We start from the raw sequence: 18,246 nt of genomic DNA, 5'->3' as shown, positions 1-18,246 counted from the left end.
GTATGGCCGTGTTTTGAGGTTGTTGGACCGTTCTTAGTTTTCATTTAGAAACGCAGACTTCGACACAGTTTCGCATCAAATCTTTTGATAACGGAACTGTAACGGCGTGTTGGCTGGACACTCTTGTTGCCGTTTCGTAACCTGTTCGAGACATTGCGACAACAGCCGTTGGAAGCATGGATCGAAAACAGCATATGAGCCGTAACTCTGAAGTGGAGATCGGAAAAGCCGATCGAAGCCGAAGGGGACCGGGGAACCAGAGTGGAGCACCTGCTCCCGTGGGGCGTAGGTCGTTCGGACCGAGGGTCATTTCTCAACACCCCGCCCGACAGCTAACCCGGTTGGCGAAGAGAAGATATGGAGAAAATCTAAAGTGGCAAAGCACCGTCGCCAGACCAACACCGCAGCCCGCGCAGCAGCGGCCACCACCGCTCTCGCAGCAGGCGCTGCGCTCATCGCGCCGGCCGCCGCCTCCGCAGCAGAGGTCCGCGTCCCCAACTCGCCGATCGCAGTACAGGTCCCGGGTATTGAGACCATTCCAGGCGTAGCGGCAATCCCGGGCATTGACGCCTGGATCCCGTCGCTGAAGGGCGCAGCCGCTACGGGCGACGCTCAGGCTGCTATCGCTCGCGTGAAGGCTCTGCCGGGCGTGAACAACGTTCCGGGCTTCAGCGCCTTCATCGCGAACGTCGAGAAGCAGGTTCTGCCGGCTCAGGCCGCAACCAACTACTCGGCACCGGCCGCTGCGCCGCAGCCGGCTCCGGCCCCGCAGCCGTCCTTCGCTGAGCGCGTCGTGTCCATCGCGCAGTCCAAGGTTGGTTCCCCGTACGTTTACGGTGCAGCTGGCCCGAACGCATTCGACTGCTCCGGTTTCACCTCCTGGGTTTACGCTCAGGCTGGCAAGTCCATCCCGCGTACCTCCCAGGCTCAGGCTGCTGCTGGCCAGCAGGTTGCGCTGAGCAACATCCAGCCGGGTGACATCGTTGTTTACTACGGTGGTGCATCCCACGTTGGCATCTACGTTGGCAACGGCCAGATCATCGATGCGCTGAACTCCGGTATCCCGGTGGGCTACCGCGATCTGCACCTCATGCCGATCCACTCTGTGGTTCGCTTCTAACGGCACGTTTTCAAGCCCCGACTCTGTGTTTGGAGTTGGGGCTTTCGTGCGTTTTGGGGACCTTGACACCTCGTGCGTCACACCAGTGCTCTTGATTCACAATATGCTGTGTGGCCATGTTTTTTGCTTGGACGGTGGGACCGATGTCGCTATAGTTTTTGTGTTCTCACAAGTATTGCGAAAAGGTTTTGGTCGTGGGTAAGCACTCTTTTCAGTCTCGTCGTCCTTCTGCTCAGAAGACCGCAGTGTCCGCGCTCGTCGGCGCCATTCTCGCCGGCGGCGTAGCGGCCCCTGTGAAGGCCGATGATGTCGATGCTCTCATCGATGAGATGGAGCAGATCTCCCACGACGCCACTGCGAAGTCGGAAGAAATTAAGGGACTCGAAGAGAAAATCGCCGATTCAGAGCGCAAGGTTGAGGAAGCCAATGGCCGCGCTGCAGAGGCGAAACAAGAACTTGCCGCTATTCAGGAGGTAAGTAACGAGCATCGCAGGAATGTCGGTGACATTGCGCAGTCCCGTTACCGTATCCCGAAATCTGAAGCGATCCTGACCACCCTGGATTCGGGCAACCCGCAAGAGGCGATCGACCGTTCCGCTTATTTGGCGGCGCTCACTCGCAAGTCTCAGCGTGCGTTGACCGAGTTGGAGGATGCCAACCGGGTGGCGGCAGAGAAGTCCAACTCGGCCAATATTGCGGTGGCAGAGGCACGCCATGCGCGCAATGAGCTGGAGACCCAGCGTAAGAAGCTGGAGCGTGAACGTGAAGAGCTGGATGACAAGGTTCGTGACATCGAACACCGCGTAGACAACTTGAGCGAGGCCGATCGCCTGCGCTGGATCAATAAGGACAACCCGATCAGCGGCGCTTCGCTTCCGGGCGTGGACTCCGGAATCGTTGGTGCGGCGTTGGCGCAAGTGGGTAAGCCATATGGCTGGGGCTCTGCTGGACCGGATGCGTTCGATTGCTCTGGTTTGATGGTGTGGGCGTATGGGCAGAACGGCATTAGCATTCCGCGTACCTCCCAAGCGCAGCTTGCGGGTGGCACGCCGGTGTCACTGGATGCGTTGCAGCCGGGTGACATCATTGGTTACTACCCGGGCGTGACTCACGTGGGTATGTACATCGGTAACGGCATGGTCGTGCACTCGTCTGACTACGGCATTCCGATCCAGGTAGTGCCGGCGAACTCCATGCCGATTCAGGGGGCTGTGCGCTACTAGCGCGATTATGACCACGTTGTTGGTAACGAATGATTTCCCGCCCACTGTCGGCGGGATTCAGTCGTACTTACGGGATTACGTCGACGAGCTCGTCAAGCGCGAAGGCCCGGAATCAATCATCGTGCTCGCCTCCGTCCAGGAAGCAGATGCTGCGCGCGAGTGGGATGCCGAACAAAGTTTTACGGTGATTCGTTGGCCGCGCAACATCATGTTGCCTACCCCGGGGCTTGCTCGGGAGATGGCTCGAATTATCAGAACACACAGCATCGACACTGTGTGGTTCGGTGCGGCTGCACCGTTGGCAATTCTCGGAGCCCAGGCGAAACGCGCTGGAGCAAAACGTGTGGTGGCTACTACCCACGGCCACGAGGTTGGCTGGGCGATGATTCCCGGGGCCCGTCAGGTGTTGCGCCGGATTGGTCGTAGCGCGGATGTGGTGACGTACATTTCGCGGTTCACGATAGAGCGCTTGCAGGCGGTGTTCGGCGATGACGTCGACTATGTTGCACTGCCGTCGGGGGTGGACACGGATTTCTTCGCGCCAGCGAGCGCGCACAAGCGGGATGAAACGCGGCGCTGGCTCGGCGTGGGCGATGCACCACTTGTGGTGTGTTCGTCGCGGTTGGTCCCGCGCAAGGGACAGGATGTGTTGATCCGTGCGTTGCCGGAGATTCGTCGATACGCGCCGAATGCGAGATTGGTGATTGTGGGGGAGGGGCCGTACGAGCAGCGGCTGCGCAAGCTCGCCGCGTCTTCGCCGGGCGTGGAATTCACGGGCCGGGTGTCGCGCGAGCGGTTGCGCGACATTGTGGCTGCCGCCGATGTGTTTGCGATGCCCGCGCGGACGCGGTGGGGTGGTCTTGATGTGGAAGGTCTGGGGATCGTGTATCTCGAGGCGCAGGCGTGTGGGGTTGCGGTGGTCGCTGGCGATTCCGGTGGTGCGCCGGAGACGGTGGTGCCGGAAAGTGGTGTCGTCGTCAGTGGTCGCGATGTGAATGAGGTCGCGCGATCCATTGGGCAATTGCTTTGCGACGACCACCGCACCGCCATGGGCACCGCCGGGCGCAAGCATGTGCAACGGGAGTTTTCGTGGGGCACTCTGGGGGAGCGCCTGCGCGACGTGTTGGCGGGTTAGGGCTGACCGCTGTCAGGGGCATAAACTGTCCGGCTATGACTTCACAACGAGGAGACCAGGCGCTGACAGTCGGCTTTGACATTGGCGGGACGAACGCTCGTGCATCTGTGGTCGCGCCGGATGGGTCGATCCTCGACACGGTGAGTACGCGGACCCCGCAGGACGCTGACGGGCTGACCCGCACGATCGTGCAGATGGTCGAGCAGCTCCAGGACAAACACGAGATCGGGGCAGTTGGCGCTGCCGTTGCGGGCTTCCTTGACCCGGAGTGTGAAATCGTGCGTTTTGCCCCGCATTTGCCGTGGCGTGATGATCAGCCGGTGCGCAAAGATTTGGAGAATGCGCTGGGGCTGCCGGTCCGGCTCGAGCACGATGCGAATGCGGCAGCTTGGGGTGAGTATCGGTTCGGTGCCGCTCGTGACACAGAGACGTGGGTGTTTTTCGCCGTCGGCACAGGGATCGGCGCAACGCTGATGCACCGTGGCGAGATCTACCGTGGTGCGTTCGGCACCGCGCCTGAGTTTGGCCACATCACGGTGGTGCCGGGAGGTCGGGTGTGCTCGTGTGGCAAGCAGGGCTGTCTTGAGCGATACGCTTCTGGCACCTCGCTGGTCGATTGTGCGATCGAGATTGCCAGCAGGGGAGGGTATCGAGGTTCCGATTTGTACCGGGAGGTCGTCGAAAAGCGAGCAAGCGGGCACGACATTATGGCCGCAGCACGCGCAGGCGATGGGCTGGGTGTGGCGGCTCTGGAGAGTTTCTCCATCTGGCTGGGACGAGGCCTGGCAATGGTGTCCGACATTTTGGATCCATCGCTGATCGTCCTCGGCGGTGGTGTGAGCGAAGACGCTGATCTTTTCCTTGACGCTGCCAAAGCGTCCATGGCGTCGAACATCGTCGGCGCTGGATACCGTCCGCTGCCGGAGATCCTCTGTGCTGAGCTCGGAGCGAAGGCGGGTATGATTGGCGTTGCTGATTTGGCCCGCCAGCTGCGATAAAAAGGGGAGAAACAATGGCAAACAAGTGGTATTCCCTGTTCAAGGCTATTTTCGGGCCGCCGCTGTTGGTGTGGAACCGCCCGCGCATTTACGGTGTGGAGAACATCCCGGACGAAGGTCCGGCCCTGTTGGTTTCTAACCATCAGGCTGTGCTGGATTCCTTTTACTTGCCGTTGATGGTTCGCCGACAGCTGAAGTTCCCGGCCAAAATGGAGTACTTCACTGGCACGGGGCTCAGTGGACGTTTGCAGCGGTTTTTCTTCACCGCCGTAGGCCAAGTTCCCATTGACCGAAGCTCCGACACCGCCGGGGACGTCTTGCTGGAAACGGTGAAGAAGATTTTCGACGACGGCGAGCTCTTCGGCATTTATGCCGAGGGAACCCGTTCGCCGGATGGGCGTGTGTACAAGGGGCGCACTGGCATGGCGCGCATTGCTATGCCAACCGGCGTGCCTGTGATTTTGGTCGGCATGATTGGATCTGGTCGCGCGAACCCGATCGGCACCAAGCTCATCCGGCCGGTCAAGGTGCAGATCAAGATTTCGGAGCCGATTGATCCGCGAGCTTGGGCGGTTGAAAATGGCTACGACCCTGACTCGCGCGAGGCCGTGCGTCCCTTTACGGACTACTGCATGCATCGCATTGCAGAGATGATCGGTGAGGAATACGTGGATGTCTACGCGACCGATGTGAAGAAGTCCCTCGAGCAGACGGGGAAGTACCCCGAAGGTGCTGAACCGAAAACTGGGCCGAAAGGTGTGCAGTAATGAATAAACCACTTGTTACCCGAATCGCGTTGGTATGCGTCGTTGTTGTGATGTTCCTGATTGCGTCTGAGCAGGGCTGGTACCCGAAACTGTCGGGCCCGCTTGCTGTCGTTGCGGTGGCTGCAGTGATGTTTTGGCCGAGGCGTGTTGAGGGTGAGAAGGGCCCTTCGCGGCGCGAGGTGTTGGGGGATATTCGATCGGAGCAACGGAAGTAGTTCGACGCAGTGAGATTCTTCTACGACACCGAATTCATTGAGGACGGCGAGACGATCGAGCTGGTGTCCATCGGCATTGTTGCTGAGGATGGCCGCGAATACTATGCGGTGTCCGATGAGTTCGACCCAGCACGCGCCAACGCTTGGGTCAAAGCGCACGTGTTGTCGAAGCTCCCTCCGAAGAACCAACCAGTGTGGAAGTCGCTGGAGCGCATCCGTAACGAGGTCTATGAGTTTCTCACCTCGGGTGACACCAGGCCAGAACTGTGGGCTTGGGTTGGCGCCTATGACCACGTGGTGCTCGCGCAACTATGGGGTGACATGTCCGGTCTGCCGCGTTCGCTGCCGCGCTACACCTGCGAGCTGAAGCAGTATTGGCAGATGGCAGGCAAGCCGCGTCTGCCACGGGTGCCGGAGGGCAACCACGATGCTCTCGTTGATGCGCGCCATAATCTGCGGAAGTTTCGTGTGTGTGCGGAGCATTTGCCGTTGAACCGCGACGGCGCCGTATCCAAAATGTGAGACGATAAAACCGCCTTGTGAGAAGTTGCAGGCTGTACCGCCTGTACTGGGGCAGTAATCCGTGCTAAATATAGAACGGTGAGCTGGACTATTGATATCCCCAAAGAGGTACTGCCCGATCTGCCGCCGCTGCCGGGAGATTTAAACGCGCAGTTTGAAGATGTTATTTCCCGCGATGCGAAGCAGCAGCCGTCGTGGGACCCTGCCCAGGCTGAGTATGTTCGCAAGATTTTGGAGTCCGTCCCGCCGGTCGTGCTCGCGCCCGAGGTTGAGGGGCTCAAGTCGCATCTAGCGGACGTCGCCAACGGCAAGGCGTTCATGCTGCAGGGTGGCGATTGTGCTGAGACGTTCGAGTCCAACACCGAGCCACACATCCGTGCCAACGTGCAGACCCTGCTGCAGATGGCTGCGGTGTTGACCTACGGTGCGTCGATGCCGGTGGTCAAACTTGCTCGTATTGCTGGCCAGTACGCGAAGCCGCGCTCGTCTGATCTTGATGAGAACGGTTTGCCGAATTACCGCGGTGACATCGTCAATGGTGTGGATCCGACCGAGGAGTCTCGTCGCCACGATCCGGCCCGCATGGTGCGTGCGTACGCGAACTCGTCGGCGGCGATGAACTTGGTGCGTGCCCTGACGGCGTCCGGTACTGCGGACCTGCACAACATCAATAACTGGAACCGAGAGTTCGTGACTAACTCGCCTGCGGGTGCGCGTTACGAAGCACTTGCTCGCGAGATTTCGCGTTCGCTTGCGTTCATGGATGCTTGTGGCGTCAGTGACACGAACTTGCGCACGTCCAGCGTGTACGCATCCCACGAGGCGCTGTTGGTGGATTACGAACGTGCGATGCTGCGTTTGGCCACGGATTCGAAGGGTGAGACGAAGCTTTACGATCTGTCCGCCCACCAGCTCTGGATCGGTGAGCGCACCCGCGGTATCGACGATTTCCACGTCAACTTCGCCGCGATGATCAGCAACCCGATCGGTATCAAGTTGGGCCCGACCACCACTCCAGAAGAGGCTGTCGCTTACGCAGATAAGCTTGATCCGAACCGCGAGCCGGGTCGTTTGACCATGGTGATCCGCATGGGGCAGGACCGGATCCGCGAAGTACTGCCTGGCATTGTCAAGGCGGTTGAGGCCTCCGGCCACAAGGTCATTTGGCAGTCGGACCCGATGCACGGCAATACGTTCACGTCGAGCAATGGCTACAAGACGCGTCACTTTGACAAGATCATCGACGAAGTTCAGGGCTTCTTCGAGGTCCACCGCGAACTCGGCAGCCACCCGGGTGGTATTCACATCGAGCTCACGGGTGAAGACGTCACTGAGTGCCTCGGCGGTGCGCAGGACATCACTGATGTGGATCTGCCGGGCCGTTACGAGTCCGCTTGCGACCCGCGTCTGAACACCGAGCAGGCACTCGAGCTGTCGTTCCTCGTTGCAGAGATGCTGCGCTACTAAGACAGCGCTACTCGGCCAGCGCTACCGCGGGATGACGATCTCCGGGATGTCGCCATACATCCCGGAGCCGAACCACCACGCGCCCAGACCAACCGCAGCTACCACGGCGATTGCAACAGCGGTGTAGAGCACAACACCGATCAGAGAGCGGTTAGTTACCGGCTTGACAGCGGGGCGCTTTGCCGGATTGGGAGCGGCAGGCCGGGGTGCACGTGGTGGCACGGGTGCGGGCACGGGGGCGGCTGCAGGCGGAACGGGGGCCGGAACCGGAGCCGGAGACGCCTGTGCAGCGGGCCATTGGCTGCGTGACGGCAGTTCTGGGGACGCCTGCTTAGTTGGCCTCTCAACTGCGGGGGCGACTCGCGTTGGCGCCTCGTCATCGGGGAAGAGGCGTCGCTGTGTGGCGTTGTTGACTAGTCCGAAGTTAGTCGGGTGTGCTGCGGCTCGCGTGGCTGCGGCGTTGCGCGGGGCAGGCACGGTGTAATCCGGCAGTGCAAGTTCGGCTGCTACGTCGTCGAGTGCGGCGAGGAATTCTCCCGCATCGCGGAAGCGCGCTTCGGGGGTGCGGGCGGTTGCGGTGGCGACGAGCTCGTCGAAAAGCATTGGCACCCCGGCAATGAGTGAGGACGGCGCGGGCACATCTCCATGGAGGCGTGCGTACGCGTGCGCGATGGGGGTGTCGCCGTGAAATGGCGTGCGGCCGGTGAGGAGTTCGAACAACACGATGCCGGCGGAGTACACATCCGATGCGGCTGTGATGGGGCTGCCGTCGACTTGTTCGGGGGAGAGGTAGGCGACGGTGCCCACGATTTGGTCGGTCGAATGTGTGTTTTCGGCGGCTGCGCGCACGAGGCCGAAGTCGGAGAGTTTGACGCGGCTGGAGGCGTCGATAAGCACGTTGTCCGGCTTAATATCGCGGTGCACCATGCCTTTCTCATGCGCGACAGAAAGTCCCGTGAGCATGCCGCGCATCACCTCCGCGGCTGCGTGGGGAGGCATCGGACCACGCTCGGCGAGCAATTCGCGCAGCGTGCCGCCGGTGATGAGTTCCATGATGAGAAACACGTTGTTGCCGGACGCGGAGAAGTCGTACACGTTGACCAAGTTAGGGTGGCTGAGCTGCGCCATCGCGCGGGCTTCGCGCCGGAAGCGGTCGCGAAACACAGCGTCGTGGACGTATTGCTCGTGCATGACTTTCGCAGCGACTTCCCGGCCCAGGCGGGAATCGATGCAGCGATACACCGTGGCCATGCCACCACGGGCGATGGCGCGGTCCACGACGTAGCGTTCGTCGAGAGTTGTGCCTGGAGCGAGTATTGCCATGTACCCCAGGGTAGAATCGGGCGCCGTGAGCACACAAACGAATCTCGAGCAATTGCTTAGCGACGAAACCTTGCTGGCCTTTCCCGACGCCGCCGAAGCGTTGGGCGTTCCGGTCACTCGTGTGCACGACTATGTCGGTGCCCGCAAACTTGTCATGTACATCCGGGATGGTAAAAAATTCATCCCGGCTGGGCTGATCGGTGAGGATGGGCTGTCGAAGTTCGTCTCAGGCGCGATCACCGTGCTTGCCGATGGCGGCTACAACGACGAGGAGATCCTCACATTCCTCTACACCGAAGAGGATTCGCTGCCGGGGCGCCCGATTGACGCCTTGCATGGTCAGAAAGCGCGCGAAGTTATTCGTCGTGCGCAAGCGATGGCGTTTTAAACACCCAGCGAGTCGCTACCACGGCGACGATGAAGGCTGCGGCGAGGAACCACACGTCGTAGAGCCTGTGGTTGCCGCTGCCTGTAAACGCGAGTGCCACGACGACGGATGCGCCGGTAGTAATTCTAGCTACCCAGGCCGGTGCCCGGAACGTGCCCACGAGCGCCAAGATGGAGGCGTAGTACCACGGCAGCGTTACCGCGTTGGTGACAAACGCTGCCGTATACGCCACGGTGGTGCCCGCCAGCATCCGCGGCGCGTAGGCCTTGCCGCGCGCCGGGCGGAACCACCACCACGTGATCACGAGCGCGAGGAGCATCGCGAAGCTGAACACCGTGCGGGTGGCTGCAAGCGTTGTGTTGTAGCTGAAGTCGTCGTTGACCAACTGCACGAGCGGGGTAATCAGTTCTGCGGCGAACGTCGGACCAGCCAGCGGATTGATCACCTTCGAGTTACCGGTGATTTCCTCGAGCCAACCCCACGTTGAGCCGCAGACCCACGTCACCACCTGGATGACGGCGACCGAGACCGCCAGCGCCCAGGCTCCAGAGACGGCAAGCGCGGCGAGGTGGTGGGGCACATCGTGGACGCGGGCGCGACGCGTGACCATCAGCCACACCACAAACGGCAACGCGAACGCAGCCGTGGCCTTGAGCGATACCGCGCATGCGATGAGCACGATTCCGGGGGTGCACCACGTGTGTCGCATGCACAGGTACAGGCCCGCGCACACCAGGCCGACCATGACCGCCTCGTTGTGCATGCCGCCAATCAGGTGCAACAGCATGACAGGGTTGGCTACACCTACCCACAGTGCAAACCCGGGGCTAGCACCTGCGAGGCGCGCGATGCGCGGTACCGACCAGACAATGAGCGCGAAACCTGCCAGCGCGATAAGCCGGTAGGCAACGACGCCAAACGCGACGTGGTCGCCGACAATCGTGGTCACCGCTTTGCCAATGCCCAAGTGCAGTGGCCCGTACGGCGTTGTGGTGTTGCGCCAGTCGTGGGAGACCTCCCACAAATACGGGCCGGGGTTGATAGCGGCGCCTTCGGAGTAGGGGTCGAAGCCGTCGCGAAGCATTGCCCCCTGCATGAGGTAGGAGTACACGTCGCGCGACATGATTGGTGCGCTCAAGGCGAGTGGAGCGGCCCACGACCACACCGCACGGAGCACGGTCTGCTCGCCTGGGCGGGTGCGCCACAGCCACAGCCAGGCAAACACGAGAAGACCAGTGCCCGCCATCAGGAGGCCGTCCATCATGCCGCGGCCGTGGCCGTAAGTGAGGAACTCAAGGCCTATCGAGCGCATGAGGCCGTCACGGTAACGCGTCGCTCCGGCACCAAAGGAACCGATCGCGATGAGAACGGCTGCGACAACGCCGAGGGGGATCGGCCGGATTTTACCGGCCATCACATACGCCGGTCTGTGGCCTTGTGGGCCAACTCGGACAGTGCCTGGCGAGCTTCAGCAGTAATACCGGCGGTATCCAGGTGAGCAATGCCGGACGCGGTGAGACGGTTAATGCGCTCTTCGACCGCATCCTCCGCACCACTTTGGCGGATGAGATCGGCGAGGCGCTGAAGCACCTTTGGGTCGGTGGCGGTACCTACACCGGTGCGGAGCTCGTCGGCATCGTTGGCATCGAGAAGCTCAAGCGCCGTCGCGTAAAGGACAGTGCGCTTTCCTTCGCGCAGGTCATCGCCCGCAGGTTTTCCGGTGATTGCTGGGTCGCCGAAGACACCGAGGAGGTCGTCGCGAAGCTGGAATGCGATGCCGATATCGCGTCCGTAACCACGGAATGCCGCAATGGTCTCATCGTCGGCACCAGCAATAGTCGCACCAAGATGAAGCGGACGCTCGATCGTGTACGCGGCGGTCTTAAACCGGTTCACCCGATCCGCCATGTCCGCAGACTCGCTGCCACGGCTTTCCAACGAAATATCAAGGATCTGCCCACCGATGACTTCCGTGCGCATGCCCACCCACGGTTCCGCGGCGCGTTGCAGCGCCTCCAACGAAACACCGGAGTAGCGCCACATATCTTCCGCCCAGACTAAGGCGAGATCGCCAAGCAAAATCGCGGTGTTCACGCCAAACGTCGCAGCGTCGCCCAGACAACGGTTTTCGAGGTGCTGGGCCTCCACACTGCGGTGCACCGTGGGGTTTCCGCGACGGGTATCGGAGGCGTCCACGATGTCATCGTGGACCAGTGCACACGCCTGGATGAACTCAAGCGCACTCATCGCGCGCAAGACCGCGTTTGGGTCCTCGCCGCTGGTTTCCAAACCACCGGCGCCGACAAAACCTGCCCAGCCGTACAGCGGACGCACTCGCTTGCCACCACCCAGTGTGAACGCGCGCAAGTGCGCGACTGCTTCCGAGACAGGCTCACCGATCGCGGAAATCGCCGGCCCGTGTTCGTCGAAAAACTGCTCCAAATGCTTTTCGACGACACCAGGCACCGCACTTAAGTTCCCAATCCCCAATTCGTGTGTAGCCACGCTGCTCCTCACCGTCGTCTACGAAAATCTCTCTGGAACGTACCCTAGTCAGCCTCGCCGACACGGGGTGTGCCCGCCATGTCGAGTGCGAGAATCGCAAACGGGCGAGGGTCGCTTCCGTAATAAAAATTGCGAGCAACGTCCTGGAACCCAAACTTGCGGTAAAGCCCAAATGCGTTATTAGCTTCGCCGTCTACCTCGGGAGTAGATAGGACAGCCCAACGAGCTGATGTCGATGCGAGCAGTTCCCTGAGCATCGCCGCACCAATGCCGCGGCCCTGGTGCCTCGGATCCACATGCACTTCGGCGATTTCGAAGTAATTGGCCAGTAGCGCACGGTCGTCGTCAGAAAGCATGCCGTCTGAACGTTGCTGAGTGAGTGCTTTGACGAGTTGTTGGTCCCACCAGCGCTCCCGCGCGCCGAGAAAACCGTAGGCCACTCCGATGACGCTGTTGTCCGAGATTGCGGCCACGGCGCAAAAGCCTGGCCAGGTGACCTCTCCACGCCACACACGTAAACGCTGCGCGCGCATGGTTTGGGGGTACCCCATAGCTTCCATGTAGATGTCCACCAACCGTGGCACGAGGAAAGAAAACTCCGCCTTGGTCAGCCTTTGGATCTCAATGTGCACCCCACTATCGAACCACTTATGTGCCTGTTGCGGGGCTTGACCACACATCCTCCTTCGAACAGTCGAACAAACGTGCTAATTTTTGGTTGTGGTGTCGTGGGTGACTTCTAAGGTCATGGGCAATCAAGAGGCGACATGCACTGGTAACAGCGAAAGGGGAAAGTGTCATGGGAAGCGTAGTTTCAGCCACAACGGGCAGGGCGTACGGGGATATGGGGGCGCCGCGAAAGTTTGACTCGTTCATCTTCTCTGCGGAGGCACTGCTTGCACAGGCGCATGCTGACTTTGCGGCAAGGCGCTACGACCTTGCGATGGAAAACGCATACCGGGCTGCACTGCGCATCGCTGGCGCATGCAACGCTCGCAGCATTGTGCTCCGGAAGCGGAAGCGGCTGCCAACTAATGCGTGGGACAAGCTCGCGCTCACCGGGGAAAGTGGCCAGCACTGGGCGACGGTATTTTCTGCATACTCGGCGCGCCGGGCGAGGGTGGCGTCTGGGATCGACGACAACCCGTCGCCGGTCGTGGTCTCAAGCCTTATCGGTTCGGCTGAGGACTTTCTCCTGGACACCACTGGGGGTGATGCGCCGATGGCGGCGTAATAAGGCTCGGGAACAATGTGGGTACGATGTTCGTTGTATCCATACATTGTTCATTCATAGCTGGGATCTGGAGAGAAAGTAGTGTCTCTTTCTGAGCAGGAAATGCGCGCACTGCGCGAGATCGAGCAGTCGCTCCTTGCGGACGACCCGAAGTTCGGTTCCTCGGTCGCTCCGTCCTCTGAGTATGGTGCTTCGCGCCCGTCGGGCCGGCTGACTATGCGTAGCCTCGCCCTCATTGTGCTGGGCCTTGTCCTTCTTCTTGGGGGAGTGGCGCTGGCGTCGTGGAGTCTGTGGACTGTGGTGTTGAGCATCGTCGGCTTCGGTGTGATGTTCTATGGGGGGATCATGGCGCTCCGTACCCCGGCTGCCGCTGGTGTTTCGCTGCAGCGAGCGCAGGCTCAGTCCAAGTCGCGCTCGCCGCGCAGTGTTAGCCTGGAGGAGAGCTTCCGTCGACGGTTTGAGGATCGTCAGTAGCTTTTAGCTTTCCCTTCGCCCTCCCGGTCTCTTCGGGAGGGCGATTTTTTATCCCCACTTCGCCCCACATTCCCCACTTTGCCCCACCCGTTGGTTTGATCCGGCCATTTTGCCTGTTAAAGGACGTTCGGAGCGGGTTGCGTCTCGTGTGCCTGTAGGTGATTGATGGGGTTGTAGTGGGGGATGTGGCGGTAAGTGGGGGACATTGGCGGGTAATTGCCCCACGGGGATTGTGGCCGTTGACCTGCGTGTTCTTCTTGTTGTGGGAACTAAGTTGCTCAGAGTGTGGCGTTTGTGGGGGGAAGTGGGTTAAAGTGGGGCACAGCGGAGCACCGTGGTGCGCATCTTGACTACGTGCGTAATGCGGAGCGAAGCCGAGAAAACTGCAAATGCCAATCTCTGAAGGTGAAGGAAGGTAGGTCGCCGAATGTTTCTGGGAACCTACACTCCCAAGCTCGACGACAAAGGGCGCCTGACGCTGCCTGCGAAGTTCCGTGAGGACTTGGCAGACGGCCTGATGGTGACCAAAGGGCAGGACCACTCCCTCGCGGTGTACCCGCGGGACGAGTTTGCTGCACGCGCCCGCAAGGCCGCTGCAGCATCAAGGACGAACCCGAAGGCGCGCGCGTTTATCCGCAATCTGGCTGCCAGTGCGGATGAGCAAACGCTCGATGGGTCCGGACGTATCACCCTGTCGCCGGCACACCGTGAGTACGCAGGCCTTTCCAAGGAATGCGTAGTTATCGGTTCTGTGGATTTTCTCGAGATCTGGGATCTTGAATCCTGGAATAAGTATCAAGAAGAGACTGAAGCCGCGTTCTCCGCGGCGGATGACGACGACATTCTCTCCGGTCTGCTGTAGGACTGACTACCCAACAGCGGGCAACCAATTCGGAGAGTGTGTACGGACTCTGTCCGGGGCGTGAAGCATTCTGGTGTACTTCCCCGACATCAGAACAGCCGCCCCGGACAGGGCTCTACATACTCCCCGGCTTAGAAAGAGCCGACGACTAACTGACCGCGAGGGGTGAGCCCGGATGGTGTACCGCACACACGCTGCAGACCCTCATGGGCATGTGCCGGTCATGCGCGACCGCATGGCCGAACTCCTGGCCCCAGCTGTAGAGGCGTTCGGCGCCAACGCCGTCATTGTCGATGGAACCCTTGGTGCCGGTGGCCACACCGAACACTTTCTCAACGTATTCCCGCAAGCGCGCGTGATCGGTGTGGATCGCGACCCGAATGCGCTGCAGCAGGCGACTGAGCGCCTGGCTCAGTTCGGTGAGCGTTTCACTCCGGTGCAATGCCGGTTCGACTACATCGGCGACGAGATCGCATCGGGGGAGGGCGAGACCTTCGACCTTGTGAGGCAGCACGGTGTGGCTGGTGCGCTGTTCGACCTCGGTGTTTCATCGATGCAGTTGGACCAGGAGGAGCGTGGCTTTTCCTACCGCGGTGACGCACCGCTGGATATGCGCATGGATCCGACCACCGGCATCACTGCGGCCGAGGTACTTAACACGTACTCGCATGGAGACCTGGCGAGGATTCTGAAGTCCTACGGCGATGAACGTTTCGCAGGCAAGATTGCGTCGGCTGTGCTGAAGGAGCGCGAGCGTGCGCCGTTCGACCGTGCGGACCGGCTCGTGGAACTGCTGTACAGCACCATCCCGGCCGCCACGCGACGTACTGGCGGTCACCCGGCGAAGCGCACCTTCCAGGCGCTGCGGATTGAGGTCAACCGCGAGCTTGAGGCTGTCGAGCGAGTGGTTCCGGTGATTACGGATTTGCTCGGCGTCGGCGGGCGAGCAGTGTTCATGAGTTACCAGTCGCTCGAGGACAAGATCGTCAAATCTGCCTTCGCTGAACTGACAGCTTCAAAGACGCCGGCGGGACTTCCGATGGATCTGCCGGGCACCGAGCCAACGTTCAAACTCATCACCCGCGGGGCGGAAAAGGCTCCGCAGGAAGAGATTGAGCGCAACTCGCGTGCAGCACCGGTGAGGGTGCGCGGCGTCGAGAAGCTTAAGCACTCAACGACAACCACATAACCCACAACAAACCACGTACAACACACAACCATCTGAGGACGGACACCATGGCAGCACGAGACACACGAGGTGGCTCCCGCGCGATGACGCTGACGCGCGATGGCAGTGCCCGCACCAGCCGTACAAGCGCTCCGGCACGTCGTCGCACGATGCCGGGTGTGAAGCCGCATGTGCCGCACTCCCGAGGGCGGGGGCGCCTCGGCTCGCAGCAGGTTGTGTCTGTGCGTGGGCGTCGGGTTGGCACGGTCGCGGCGCCGTCGCGTTTTTCCGCAGTGTCCGCACTTGCGGTGCCTCTGCTGGTGATCGGTATTGCTATAGCGATGCTGCTGTCCGGCGTGGCCACGACACAAACCTTCACCATCCAGCAGCTGCAGTCGAAGGAGCGTGAACTTGCCAACGAGGTCGAGTCGCTCAACCGTGACTTAGAGGATCGTCGTTCTGCTGCGGAGATCGCACAGCGCGCTGCAGTCGCAGGCATGGTGGTCGCTGGAGAACCTGGCCTAGTGGAGGTCATGGAAGATGGTCGTGCTGAAGAGCGCCGGCCTTTCAACCCAGAAAAGGTTGCCAAGATTGTCGACGTTAACGGCGAAGCGTTGCGGCAGGGCCGTGCAAGCAGTGATGACCGTGCAACCCGCGAGCTGGCGGATGCGCTGACTCAGGTTCCAGGTGGCAATCAAGCTCCGCCTCGTCCGCAGCAAGCACCGCAGGTTGCCAACGTGGCGCCGTATCAGGCAAATGTGCCCGCCGGCGAATAGACGTTAACGGTGGGGGTTGTGCCGCAGGCGTGTGGCGCAACCTCGTTTCGCATTTGTGCGGGGCATGATAAACGAGTCAATGAGCAGATTTGGTAGGTGAGGAGGGCACGTGACATCCACGGGCACACCCCGGAAGCGTCCGGCGCCACGGAAGAGTCAGCGTCACATCACCAACCACCGTGTATTCCTTTTGACGCTTGTGTTCCTCAGCGTTGCAGCCTTGCTGATCGCACGCCTGTTTTGGGTCCAAGTGATCATCGGCGGCGAGTTGCGTGAAGTTGCCAAGGTGCAACGCCAGCGCGAGTATGTTGAGCCAGCGCGTCGCGGTGAGATCGTGGACCGTGACGGCAAGCAGTTGGCGTACACGATGCAGGCAAGGTCGTTGACGGTCTCGCCGAAGCAGTTGCGTGAGGAACTGCGACAGCAGCAAGAGCTGCAGATGCGTATCGACGGCGTCCCCAAGGCAGATATCGACGCGCAGCTCGACGCCCGCGTTGAAGACGTGCTGCGCACAATGGCGAATGAGATCCCCGGCATGATCGGTGGCGAAACTGATCCACAGCCTACGGGTACAGACACAGAGCAGTTGCGCACTGTGGGCAGTGTCAGTGCCAAGGAGATTTTGGACAAGCTCCACGCCGACACGTCGTACGAAGTCTTAGTGCGCAACGTTGACCCCGATGTCGCTGCGAAGGTGGCGGCGAAGTTCCACGGTGTGGCTGCTGACCAGCAGGACATCCGCCAGTACCCGAACGGTGCTGTGGGGGAGAACATCATTGGCAAGGTTTCCATGGACGGGCACGGTCAGTTCGGCCTTGAGGCCTCTAGCGATGCGGTGCTTACCGGTATCGACGGCCGCTCGACCGAGGACGTCTCGGGAGGTGGGCAGTCCATTCCGGGCTCCCTGCGCGATGTGGTGCCAGCGGTACCTGGTGCGCGCATTGAGCTCACGGTAGACCTCGACCTGCAGACGTATGTGCAGCAAGTGCTTGAGCAGGCAAAGGCAAACTCTTTGGCAAAGTCGGCTGAGGCTGTCGTCCTTGACGCTCACACGGGTGAGGTGTTGGCGATGGCCAATACAGACACCATCAACCCGAACGGGGATATTGAAAAGCAGATCAAGCAGGGTAAGGATTTTGAAAACCCAGCGATCTCGCACCCGTTCGAGCCAGGCTCGGTGGCAAAGGTCATCGCTGCAGCGGCTTCAATCGATCAGGGGTTGACTGACCCGTTCGAGGTGCACCAGGTGCCGGGCTCGATCGACATGGCCGGTGTGACAGTGAGCGACGCCTGGCAGCACGATGTTCTGCCGTACACTACCGCAGGCATCTTCGGTAAGTCCTCCAACGTGGGCACATTGCAGTTGGCGCAGCGCCTCGGCGAGGAGCGCTACTGGGATTACCTCAACCGTTTCGGTATCGGTGCTCCGACCGGCATTGAATTGCCCAATGAGTCGCCGGGTCTGCTGCCGGTGCTTGAACAGTGGTCGGGCGGTACCTTTGCCAACCTGCCAATCGGTCAGGGCATGAGCTGGACTGCGCTGCAGATGGCGAGTGTGTACCAGGCGTTGGCCAACGACGGCGAGCGCATCCAGCCACGCATCATCGAGCGCATCGTCGGACCGGACGGGCAAGATATCCCGCAGGATGAGCCGCAGCGCAACCAAGTGGTGAGCAAGGAGGCGGCGCGTACAACGGTGGATATGTTCCGTGCCGCATTCCAAGAAGACCCGACCGGCAACCAGTCGGGTACTGCACAAGGAAATGCGCTAGAGGGCTACCAGTTCTCTGGCAAGACAGGTACTGCACAGAAGGTGAACCCGGAAACGGGCGCATACTCACAGAGCCAGTATTGGATTACGTTTGCGGGTATTGCCCCGGCGAACGATCCGAGATTTGTTGTGGCGGTCATGCTGGACGAGCCGCAGCGCGGTGTACTCGACGGCGGTGCCGGTGGCCAGTCTGCGGCGCCGGTGTTCCGTCAGATTGCGAGCTGGATGTTGGATAAGGAAAATATCCCGCCGAGCCCGCCCGCGGAACCGTTTGTTCTGAAAGCCCAGTAACGGCCCT

At 60.9% G+C, this 18,246-nt stretch carries 19 protein-coding genes and 1 riboswitch; of the genes, 15 read left to right on the top strand and 4 right to left on the bottom strand.

The window, feature by feature from the left end:
• The first annotated feature begins 216 nt into the window (after positions 1-216).
• A riboswitch (cyclic di-AMP (ydaO/yuaA leader) is annotated at positions 217-359 on the top strand.
• Positions 360-373: 14 nt separating this feature from the next.
• From HMPREF2785_RS06895 to HMPREF2785_RS06860, 8 genes are all read left to right on the top strand, one after another.
• A complete protein-coding gene (locus HMPREF2785_RS06895) occupies positions 374-1,120 on the top strand; it encodes a C40 family peptidase (protein WP_070422172.1) in 747 nt (248 codons plus the stop codon).
• A 194-nt stretch (positions 1,121-1,314) separates the two neighbouring features.
• Positions 1,315-2,343, top strand: a complete 1,029-nt coding sequence (locus tag HMPREF2785_RS06890) for a C40 family peptidase (RefSeq protein ID WP_070614593.1) — start codon at positions 1,315-1,317, stop codon at positions 2,341-2,343.
• 7 nt (positions 2,344-2,350) lie between these two features.
• Positions 2,351-3,478 carry a glycosyltransferase family 4 protein gene (locus HMPREF2785_RS06885; protein ID WP_070614592.1) on the top strand — a complete coding sequence of 376 codons (1,128 nt, stop codon included), beginning with the start codon at positions 2,351-2,353 and terminating at the stop codon, positions 3,476-3,478.
• Positions 3,479-3,513: 35 nt separating this feature from the next.
• On the top strand, positions 3,514-4,476 hold the full coding sequence (locus HMPREF2785_RS06880) for an ROK family protein (RefSeq protein ID WP_070422175.1): 963 nt from the start codon (positions 3,514-3,516) through the stop codon (positions 4,474-4,476).
• A gap of 14 nt (positions 4,477-4,490) precedes the next feature.
• A complete protein-coding gene (locus tag HMPREF2785_RS06875; RefSeq protein WP_070422176.1) occupies positions 4,491-5,243 on the top strand; it encodes a lysophospholipid acyltransferase family protein in 753 nt (250 codons plus the stop codon).
• A complete protein-coding gene (locus HMPREF2785_RS06870) occupies positions 5,243-5,458 on the top strand; it encodes a hypothetical protein (protein ID WP_070422177.1) in 216 nt (71 codons plus the stop codon). The genes HMPREF2785_RS06875 and HMPREF2785_RS06870 overlap by 1 nt, the downstream gene beginning before the upstream one ends.
• 9 nt (positions 5,459-5,467) lie before the next feature.
• Entirely contained in the window at positions 5,468-5,980 is a 513-nt protein-coding gene (locus tag HMPREF2785_RS06865) for a polyadenylate-specific 3'-exoribonuclease AS (RefSeq protein WP_070484004.1), read from the top strand.
• 78 nt (positions 5,981-6,058) lie between these two features.
• Positions 6,059-7,447, top strand: a complete 1,389-nt coding sequence (locus HMPREF2785_RS06860; protein ID WP_070422179.1) for a class II 3-deoxy-7-phosphoheptulonate synthase — start codon at positions 6,059-6,061, stop codon at positions 7,445-7,447.
• Positions 7,448-7,468: 21 nt separating this feature from the next.
• On the opposite strand, the gene HMPREF2785_RS06855 is transcribed toward HMPREF2785_RS06860, so the two are convergent.
• Positions 7,469-8,770, bottom strand: coding sequence for a protein kinase domain-containing protein (locus HMPREF2785_RS06855; RefSeq protein WP_070614591.1), 1,302 nt, complete (start codon positions 8,768-8,770; stop codon positions 7,469-7,471).
• Here HMPREF2785_RS06855 and HMPREF2785_RS06850 point away from each other — a divergent pair.
• Entirely contained in the window at positions 8,769-9,158 is a 390-nt protein-coding gene (locus tag HMPREF2785_RS06850) for an Rv2175c family DNA-binding protein (RefSeq protein ID WP_070422181.1), read from the top strand. The two genes, HMPREF2785_RS06855 and HMPREF2785_RS06850, sit on opposite strands and share 2 nt — an antisense overlap.
• Here HMPREF2785_RS06850 and HMPREF2785_RS06845 read toward each other — a convergent pair.
• The 3 genes from HMPREF2785_RS06845 to HMPREF2785_RS06835 are packed head-to-tail and all read right to left on the bottom strand — an operon-like array spanning position 9,127 to position 12,295.
• Entirely contained in the window at positions 9,127-10,572 is a 1,446-nt protein-coding gene (locus HMPREF2785_RS06845; protein ID WP_070614590.1) for an alpha-(1->6)-mannopyranosyltransferase A, read from the bottom strand. The two genes, HMPREF2785_RS06850 and HMPREF2785_RS06845, sit on opposite strands and share 32 nt — an antisense overlap.
• Positions 10,572-11,663 (bottom strand): polyprenyl synthetase family protein, encoded by a 1,092-nt coding sequence (locus HMPREF2785_RS06840; RefSeq protein WP_070614589.1) that lies wholly within the window; start codon positions 11,661-11,663, stop codon positions 10,572-10,574. Before HMPREF2785_RS06840 ends, HMPREF2785_RS06845 begins: the two co-directional genes overlap by 1 nt.
• A gap of 44 nt (positions 11,664-11,707) precedes the next feature.
• Positions 11,708-12,295, bottom strand: a complete 588-nt coding sequence (locus HMPREF2785_RS06835; protein WP_070614689.1) for a GNAT family N-acetyltransferase — start codon at positions 12,293-12,295, stop codon at positions 11,708-11,710.
• A 167-nt stretch (positions 12,296-12,462) separates the two neighbouring features.
• On the opposite strand from HMPREF2785_RS06835, the gene HMPREF2785_RS06830 reads away from it, so the two are divergent.
• From HMPREF2785_RS06830 to HMPREF2785_RS06805, 6 genes are all read left to right on the top strand, one after another.
• Positions 12,463-12,897, top strand: a complete 435-nt coding sequence (locus HMPREF2785_RS06830; protein WP_070422184.1) for an SAV_6107 family HEPN domain-containing protein — start codon at positions 12,463-12,465, stop codon at positions 12,895-12,897.
• A gap of 81 nt (positions 12,898-12,978) precedes the next feature.
• Positions 12,979-13,371, top strand: a complete 393-nt coding sequence (locus HMPREF2785_RS06825) for a DUF3040 domain-containing protein (RefSeq protein WP_070450870.1) — start codon at positions 12,979-12,981, stop codon at positions 13,369-13,371.
• A 427-nt stretch (positions 13,372-13,798) separates the two neighbouring features.
• On the top strand, positions 13,799-14,233 hold the full coding sequence (gene mraZ / locus HMPREF2785_RS06820; protein ID WP_070422186.1) for a division/cell wall cluster transcriptional repressor MraZ: 435 nt from the start codon (positions 13,799-13,801) through the stop codon (positions 14,231-14,233).
• A 175-nt stretch (positions 14,234-14,408) separates the two neighbouring features.
• The gene (rsmH, locus tag HMPREF2785_RS06815; protein ID WP_070483991.1) at positions 14,409-15,422 is read left to right on the top strand and encodes a 16S rRNA (cytosine(1402)-N(4))-methyltransferase RsmH; all 1,014 of its coding nucleotides are present in this window, start codon (positions 14,409-14,411) and stop codon (positions 15,420-15,422) included.
• A 47-nt stretch (positions 15,423-15,469) separates the two neighbouring features.
• Complete coding sequence (locus HMPREF2785_RS06810) at positions 15,470-16,177, top strand: cell division protein FtsL (RefSeq protein WP_141750654.1); 708 nt, start codon at positions 15,470-15,472, stop codon at positions 16,175-16,177.
• Positions 16,178-16,286: 109 nt separating this feature from the next.
• The gene (locus HMPREF2785_RS06805; RefSeq protein ID WP_083308907.1) at positions 16,287-18,239 is read left to right on the top strand and encodes a peptidoglycan D,D-transpeptidase FtsI family protein; all 1,953 of its coding nucleotides are present in this window, start codon (positions 16,287-16,289) and stop codon (positions 18,237-18,239) included.
• Positions 18,240-18,246 lie beyond the last annotated feature (7 nt).

This window comes from Corynebacterium sp. HMSC067D03 (assembly GCF_001811185.1).
Taxonomy (GTDB): domain Bacteria; phylum Actinomycetota; class Actinomycetes; order Mycobacteriales; family Mycobacteriaceae; genus Corynebacterium; species Corynebacterium coyleae.
Note: the sequence above shows the minus strand (reverse complement) of the source record. Positions and strands in the feature narration are given on the sequence as shown.

Bases quoted from the DNA above. Each gene is read 5' to 3' on its own strand.
- HMPREF2785_RS06875 (WP_070422176.1), top strand. From the start codon at position 4,491: ATGGCAAACAAGTGGTATTCCCTGTTCAAGGCTATTTTCGGGCCGCCG.
- HMPREF2785_RS06845 (WP_070614590.1), bottom strand. From the start codon at position 10,572: ATGGCCGGTAAAATCCGGCCGATCCCCCTCGGCGTTGTCGCAGCCGTT.
- HMPREF2785_RS06870 (WP_070422177.1), top strand. From the start codon at position 5,243: ATGAATAAACCACTTGTTACCCGAATCGCGTTGGTATGCGTCGTTGTT.
- HMPREF2785_RS06855 (WP_070614591.1), bottom strand. From the start codon at position 8,770: ATGGCAATACTCGCTCCAGGCACAACTCTCGACGAACGCTACGTCGTG.
- mraZ (WP_070422186.1), top strand. From the start codon at position 13,799: ATGTTTCTGGGAACCTACACTCCCAAGCTCGACGACAAAGGGCGCCTG.
- HMPREF2785_RS06850 (WP_070422181.1), top strand. From the start codon at position 8,769: ATGTACCCCAGGGTAGAATCGGGCGCCGTGAGCACACAAACGAATCTC.
- HMPREF2785_RS06880 (WP_070422175.1), top strand. From the start codon at position 3,514: ATGACTTCACAACGAGGAGACCAGGCGCTGACAGTCGGCTTTGACATT.
- HMPREF2785_RS06810 (WP_141750654.1), top strand. From the start codon at position 15,470: ATGGCAGCACGAGACACACGAGGTGGCTCCCGCGCGATGACGCTGACG.
- HMPREF2785_RS06885 (WP_070614592.1), top strand. From the start codon at position 2,351: ATGACCACGTTGTTGGTAACGAATGATTTCCCGCCCACTGTCGGCGGG.
- rsmH (WP_070483991.1), top strand. From the start codon at position 14,409: ATGGTGTACCGCACACACGCTGCAGACCCTCATGGGCATGTGCCGGTC.
- HMPREF2785_RS06830 (WP_070422184.1), top strand. From the start codon at position 12,463: ATGGGAAGCGTAGTTTCAGCCACAACGGGCAGGGCGTACGGGGATATG.